Raw genomic sequence first — 6,527 nt, 5'->3', positions numbered from 1 at the left:
TTAAATACAGCTCACAAGCACAAAAAAGCCTCCAGTGCAAAAAAACCACTAGAGGATAGCCGACGTGGAAAATTAAGCGCTTTTACGAGGGATTACGGGCAGCCTCCCCACTGTCTGAATCGCAGTGGCCGGAACGCGCCCCTCAGTTAACGACGGTGGAGCGCGCTCCTGCGGAGCTTTTCCTCAATGGCATTGGCTCGGCCGGAGCATCGCCGCCCCACCTTCTTGAGCGAGTTCGCGCATTCGCGAGGTGCGATTGAAACTGCCGGTGGACGAAGTCTTCTCTTTCTTCCCGAAGGGAGGAGAGGGCTGGGGAGAGGAGGTGCGTTGGCTTGCTTCTCATGTTTCCAAGGAACCCCTCTCTCCATCTCTCTCCCCACTCGTTCATCGCGGGGAGAGAGGGAAGTCTATCGGAGTCGCTGACCGACACTCTTAACCGCACCCGCATTCGCGTTCGACATTGCCAGGGGGTAGTTTGCGCATTAGAGTGCCGCAGTTTGTTCGTTGTGCCATTTAGACATGAGTGAATTCTTAAACTACGTCTATGTCGCCGTTGGGGTCGTTTTGTCCTTCGGGGCGGCGGTGTTTGTCCATGAATACGGCCACTATTGGATGGCCCGGCGGCGCGGCCTGAAAGTGGAAGCTTTTGCCATTGGTTTCGGTCCCAAAGCGTATGGCTGGGTCCGGGACGGAATCGAGTATTCGGTTCGCTGGATACCTGCGGGCGGCTTCGTGAAGCTCCCGCAAATGATCACCTCCGAAGCTCTGGAAGGGACCCAAAATCCTGAAGACGAGACGCTTCCTCCCGTTTCGCCGTGGTCGAAGATGCTTGTGGCCTTCGCCGGGCCTTTCATGAATGTCGTGTTCGCGTTCGTGATCGCGACCGTGATTTACTTTGTTGGACTCCCCAGACTGGTCAACCCGTCCATCATTGGCTATGTCGAACCCGATTCCGAAGAAGCCAAACTCGGCATCCGCGAAGGCGACCGCATTGTCGAAGTCAACGGCAAGCCCGCCGATTCCTGGCACGAAGTGCAAATGGCGACCGTTCTGGCCCTGACGAAAGTAGTCCCCGTCGTCATCGAGCGCGACGGCGCGCGGACGACGTATCAATTGAGCGCCAAGGAAAGTCCGACCTTCGGCTGGAAAATCCTTAACCTCGACCCGCGCGACCATCCGGAGATCATGCGCGTCCTGCCGAAGCTTCCCGGAGAAGCGGCGGGTCTCAAGGTCAAGGACGCGATCCTTTCGTTTGGCGGCGTTCCGGTTGCCTCCCGCGAAAAACTCATTGAACTGATCCGCAGCCGGCCAAATCAGGCCACGGAGATTGTCGTTCAGCGCGGGACGGAGAAACTGTCTTTGACCGTCACCCCCGCCGTGGACCCGACCACGAAGAAAGGATTTCTGGGCGTGGAACTGGGGTTCAATTCCAAGAACGTCTATGCGGTCCAAAAGCCCGGCCCGACTCCGCTGGATCAGGTCATGGACGTGTGGGACAAAACCGTGGCGACGCTCAGCGCGCTGGTCCACACCAAGCAAACGGGCGTCGGCATGAAAGACCTCAGCGGCCCGATCGGGATTTTTCAAATCCTGGCGGGATATTTTAACACCGATTACCGGCTGGCGTTGAGTTTCCTGGTCCTGCTGAACATCAACCTCGCCATCATCAATCTGCTGCCCGTGCCCGTGCTGGATGGCGGTCACATTCTCATGGCGGTCATCGAGCGCATCCGCCGCCGTCCGCTGAGCGTGAAGTTCATGGAATACACGACCACGGCTTTCGCGGTGCTGCTGATCTCGTTCCTGCTTTACATTTCGTTCCACGACATCAAGCGCTTCAGCCTCATCAAATCGTGGCAAGGCGGGTCCGTCGTCGAAGAACCCGGTGCGAAGACGCAACCGGCGCCAGCCCCTGCTCCCACGAAGCCGTGACGATCCAGCGCAACGGTGCGCGGCATTTCCTATGAGCTGCTCGAAGTTCAACGTTCGATGTTCGATGTTCGGCGTTCTGGTGGTTCAGGAAGAACGTCGAACCTTGAACCGACGGCCAAGGTTCACGGTGATACTGCAACGGCTTTGCCTCAGCTAAGGCTCATTCAAATGCGCTACTGCGCCTCGCCCTTCTTTTTCCAACGCCGCCAGACTCGCGAGGTCGTGATCGGCGATCCGGCCAACGGCGGCGTGATCGTTGGCGGAGACCACCCCGTGGTCGTGCAGTCCATGCTCACGTGCGACACGATGGACACGGCCGCCTGCGTGCAACAGACGCTCGATCTGGTCAAGGTCGGCTGCGAGTTGGTCCGCATCACCGCCCCAACCGTCAAAGACGCGGCCAATCTCAGAAACATCGTCGCTGAACTCCGCGCCCGCGGCTGCACGGTCCCCATCGTGGCGGACATTCACTTCAAACCGGAAGCGGCGATGGAAGCGGCCAAATGGGTCGAGAAAGTCCGGATCAATCCTGGCAATTACGCGGACTCCAAGAAGTTCGCTGTCAAAGAATATACGGACGAGCAGTACGCAACTGAACTGACGCGGATCGAGGAGAAATTCACGCCGCTGGTCAAGCTTTGCCAGGAGTTGCGCCGCGCCATGCGCATCGGCACGAACCACGGCTCGCTCAGCGACCGGATCATGAACCGCTACGGTGACACGCCCCTGGGGATGGTCGAGAGCGCCCTGGAATTTGCCCGCATCGCCCGGAAACACAATTTCCACAACTTCGTGTTCTCGATGAAAGCGAGCAACCCGAAGATCATGATCGAGTGCTACCGCCTGCTCACCGCGCGCCTCGCGCAGGAAGGGCCGGACTGGAACTACCCGCTCCACCTCGGCGTCACCGAAGCGGGCGAAGGCGAAGATGGCCGGATCAAAAGCGCCATTGGCATCGGTTCCCTCCTCTGCGACGGCCTCGGCGACACGATCCGCGTCTCACTGACGGAGGATTCACCAAACGAAATCGCCGTCTGCTGCGACTTGCTCGATCAAATCCCACTTCTGACGGTAGCGCACTCCGCACTCCGCACTCCGCACTCCGCACTCGTCCAGAGCCTCCTCACGTCGGCTGCTTCCTGGCCCTTCGACCCCTTCGCCTACGAGCGCCGGCCTGCGCCTGAAATCGAAATCGCCGACGGCGTGAAATGCGGCGGCGAGCAAACCGTCCGCGTCGTGGTCACACGCGCGACATGGGAAAAGGTGGCGCCAAGAATCCGGCCTAAAGACGATGTGAAGCCCGAAGCCGTTTACGAAGACCTCAACGTCTATGAGATCGACCCGACGGCGGACTTCAAAATCAACTGCGAAACGCAGCTTGTGACGGTCCAAGATGGCCTGGCGCTCCCGCCGATCACTGCTTTCCGCTTGCTGGCGGGAAAGCTGAAGCGGCTTGGCTTGAGCAATCCGATCCTGCTGAAGGACTGCTTGAGTTTGTCTGAAACACCGCTGGAGTCACGCATTGCCCTGCTGTGCGCGGCGGTCGTGATCGGCTCGTTGCTGGCGGACGGGATCGGCGACGCGATTTTGATCCGTGGCGAGAGCGGTGGTGGCCAGGGCCTTCGTCTGGCTTACAACATCCTGCAAGCCGCGGGCTGCCGTTCCTTCAAGACCGACTACGTTGCGTGCCCGTCTTGCGGCCGCACTTTATTCAACTTGCAGACCGTCACCGCGCGCATCAAGGCCCGGACCGAACACCTCAAAGGCGTGAAGATCGCGATCATGGGCTGTATCGTGAACGGGCCAGGAGAAATGGCGGACGCGGACTTCGGCTACGTGGGCGGCGCGCCCGGCAAGATCAACCTTTACGTCGGCAAGACCCCGATCAAGTTCAACATCCCCGAAGCCGAGGCCGTCGATCGCCTGGTCGATCTCATCCGCGAGCACGGCAAATGGGTGGAGCCGGAGCGGAAGGAACTCCAGGGCCATTGACGTTGTGCAGTGATTACGGGAGATAATCCAGGTCGGCCAAGTCTTTGTTTCGGCCCGCGGTCCGCTTATTGGTTTTCAAATCGCGTAAGCTAATCAGATTGACCGGGATACTCCCTATTTCTCCCCGAACGCGCCGAGCGTAGCAGGCTTCAAAGTCGCACGCGGATATTTCGGTCGGAAGTTCGATTCGATTGGGTTCAATGCCCATGCGAATGATTCGACCCTTGTCCAAGAAGAGTTTCTCCTGCAACTCCGGAACATCGAAGCCAAATTGTTTGATTAACCGCACCAGCTTCGCGGCGTTCTCGGGGTTAACCGCAACCCAAATATCGATGTTATTCGTGTTCCGATAATAGCCATGATAACAGACCGTGTAGCCTCCGACCAGCAAGTACTCAACGCGGTGTGAATTTAACAACCTCAAAAAATCGGCGAAGTCGTTTGGAAGCAGGATCGTAGCCGTAGGCGATTTGCCTGCTCTGTTCGAGCGCGGCCAGCCGTTCTGCCGGCGTGCGCGACCACCAGTATTCCTTGTCCTGTTTTTCGGCTTCATCGTAGGTGCACACTGAAAAGGTCCTGCGATCCACTCGGATTTTCGAGGCGAACGATGGTTTTATGCCACCAGCATAGCGACCCGACGACCGATTTCAAAATCAATTGATTCAACATCCCCTAGCACGATCCAATATTCCTTCACTCCAGCTTCGGCATAAAGCGAAGCGTTCTCGCGGTCGAGCGCCACGCTGGAGACAGCCACTTCAATGACCAACTCCGCAGTCCGTGGATGGGCTTGAACGAAATCCGCGAGGGTTCCGCGGACCACGGAAATATCCGGTTCGGGTTCTGAGTCCGCGAGTGTGATCGGAGCGTCATGCCGAACCAGAAAGCCGGAAGGAAGTCGGGCCGCGATCAAATCGCAAAGTTGCTTGGACAGCGCGGTCTGCAAGGGGGATTTGGCCATTTTTTCGATGACTACCCCTCGGATCAACTCCGTTCGCCGTCCATGCTCATTGAACTCGTCAAGCCGGTGATACTCCTCGACTGTCAGCGGGGAAACCCGGCGGCGCACCTCCGGAATCTCAAGGATTGCGGTCATCGTCCCCAAAACTAAGCGCATCACGATGAGGCGCCGAGTGTGAAAACAGGATCCCTTGCGGGGCGCATCGAGTCTGGCTGCAAATGACTGGAATTGTGAAAACCCGGTTCGGCAGTTAAAGGTGGTCTTTGCAAATTCCATGGCTGAGCTGGAAAAAGCATCCCGCATATGAATGCCGGCAAAAAGCTGGACCTGCTGATCACGGACCTCGCCTTTGGCGGGGAGGGAGTCGCCCGGGACGGCGAGTTCGTTGTATTTGTCCCTTTCGTCATTTTAGGAGAGCGCGTCTCGGTCGAAATTGTGGAGGTGAAAAAGCGCTTCGCGCGCGCGCGGCTTCTCCAGGTTCTTCAAGCATCTCCAGACCGGACGAAACCGCTCTGCCGTTACTTCGGCGACTGTGGCGGCTGCCAATACCAGCACCTCGCTTATGACGCTCAACTTCGCCTGAAGCACAAACAGATCCTCGACGTTTTTCAGCGCGTCGGCGGATTCCACGACGCCGGGATCGATCCGGTTGTTCCCTGTCCGCAGCCCTACGGCTACCGGAACCGGATCATGGTCCGCAGCCAGTGGGACAAATTCAAACAGGGCCTCAACATTGGCTTTATCCGGGCGGACAACCGCCTCGTTGTCGATGTCGAGGAATGCCAGATCGCCGAACCTGTGTTGAATCAGGAACTCAGAAAGGTGCGCGCGAATCCACCCCCCAAGGGCGGACTCAAGGTCGTCTTGCGTGTGGCTCCGGAGAATTGGCAGGTCCCAAAGGATTCTTTCTTTCAAAACAATTTCCATTTGCTGCCGAAGCTTGTCGATCTCGTGCGCGAACGGATCCGCTCCAGCGGCGTTCGCCATCTCGCGGACGTTTATTGCGGCGTTGGATTTTTCAGCATCGAACTGGCGGACCTGGTTGAATCCTTTGCCGGGGTTGAGTTGGACCGGATGGCGATTCAAGCTGCGCGGCGCAACGCGGCGTCTCGCCGGCGCACCAACGGCGAGTTCTTGGAGGGAACGGCTGAAGCAGTTTTACCGTCGCTTCTGCATCGATTTCCGGCCGACCAGACGGCCGTCGTGTTGGACCCGCCTCGAAAAGGATGCCAGCCGCAGACGCTTGATTTGCTGGAACAGACTCAGCCGGCGCAAATCGTCTATGTTTCCTGCCACCCGGCGACGCTGGCGCGGGACGTGCGGCGGCTCTGTGCCCGCGGTGTTTACCAGTTGGAACGCGTGACGCCGCTGGACATGTTTCCGCAGACGCAGCACGTGGAGTGCGTGGTGGATTTGCGCTGGGCCGGATCGCGCGGTAGGGACGGATTCCACTCCGTCCCTGACTCATTCGCGCCATCTTCCTAAACAATCCAGGGACGCGGTGGAACGCACTGCTGTCCAGCTTATAATTATTGATGATCAATGTCTTCCAAATCTCTGTATCGCTTGCTGGTTCGCTCTGCTGAACAAACGCCATATTTCCGAGCAAATTTCGCTTAAATTCCCTCGCTGATGAATTGCA

The 6,527-nt window shown here is 58.2% G+C and carries 5 protein-coding genes; 3 read left to right on the top strand and 2 right to left on the bottom strand.

Going from position 1 to position 6,527, the window contains the following annotated elements:
• The first annotated feature begins 519 nt into the window (after positions 1-519).
• Together rseP and ispG are read left to right on the top strand one after the other, a co-directional pair.
• The gene (gene rseP / locus FJ398_24895; protein ID MBM3841133.1) at positions 520-1,932 is read left to right on the top strand and encodes an RIP metalloprotease RseP; all 1,413 of its coding nucleotides are present in this window, start codon (positions 520-522) and stop codon (positions 1,930-1,932) included.
• A gap of 168 nt (positions 1,933-2,100) precedes the next feature.
• A complete protein-coding gene (ispG, locus tag FJ398_24890; protein MBM3841132.1) occupies positions 2,101-3,924 on the top strand; it encodes a (E)-4-hydroxy-3-methylbut-2-enyl-diphosphate synthase in 1,824 nt (607 codons plus the stop codon).
• Positions 3,925-3,937: 13 nt separating this feature from the next.
• Here ispG and FJ398_24885 read toward each other — a convergent pair whose 3' ends face one another.
• Together FJ398_24885 and FJ398_24880 are read right to left on the bottom strand one after the other, a co-directional pair.
• On the bottom strand, positions 3,938-4,342 hold the full coding sequence (locus FJ398_24885; protein ID MBM3841131.1) for a hypothetical protein: 405 nt from the start codon (positions 4,340-4,342) through the stop codon (positions 3,938-3,940).
• A 195-nt stretch (positions 4,343-4,537) separates the two neighbouring features.
• Positions 4,538-5,188, bottom strand: coding sequence for a Uma2 family endonuclease (locus FJ398_24880; protein ID MBM3841130.1), 651 nt, complete (start codon positions 5,186-5,188; stop codon positions 4,538-4,540).
• Here FJ398_24880 and FJ398_24875 point away from each other — a divergent pair, their 5' ends adjacent.
• Positions 5,189-6,370, top strand: a complete 1,182-nt coding sequence (locus FJ398_24875; GenBank protein ID MBM3841129.1) for a class I SAM-dependent RNA methyltransferase — start codon at positions 5,189-5,191, stop codon at positions 6,368-6,370.
• Positions 6,371-6,527 lie beyond the last annotated feature (157 nt).

It is taken from the genome of Verrucomicrobiota bacterium (assembly GCA_016871535.1).
In the GTDB taxonomy this organism is placed as follows: domain Bacteria; phylum Verrucomicrobiota; class Verrucomicrobiia; order Limisphaerales; family SIBE01; genus VHCZ01.
Note: the sequence above shows the minus strand (reverse complement) of the source record. Positions and strands in the feature narration are given on the sequence as shown.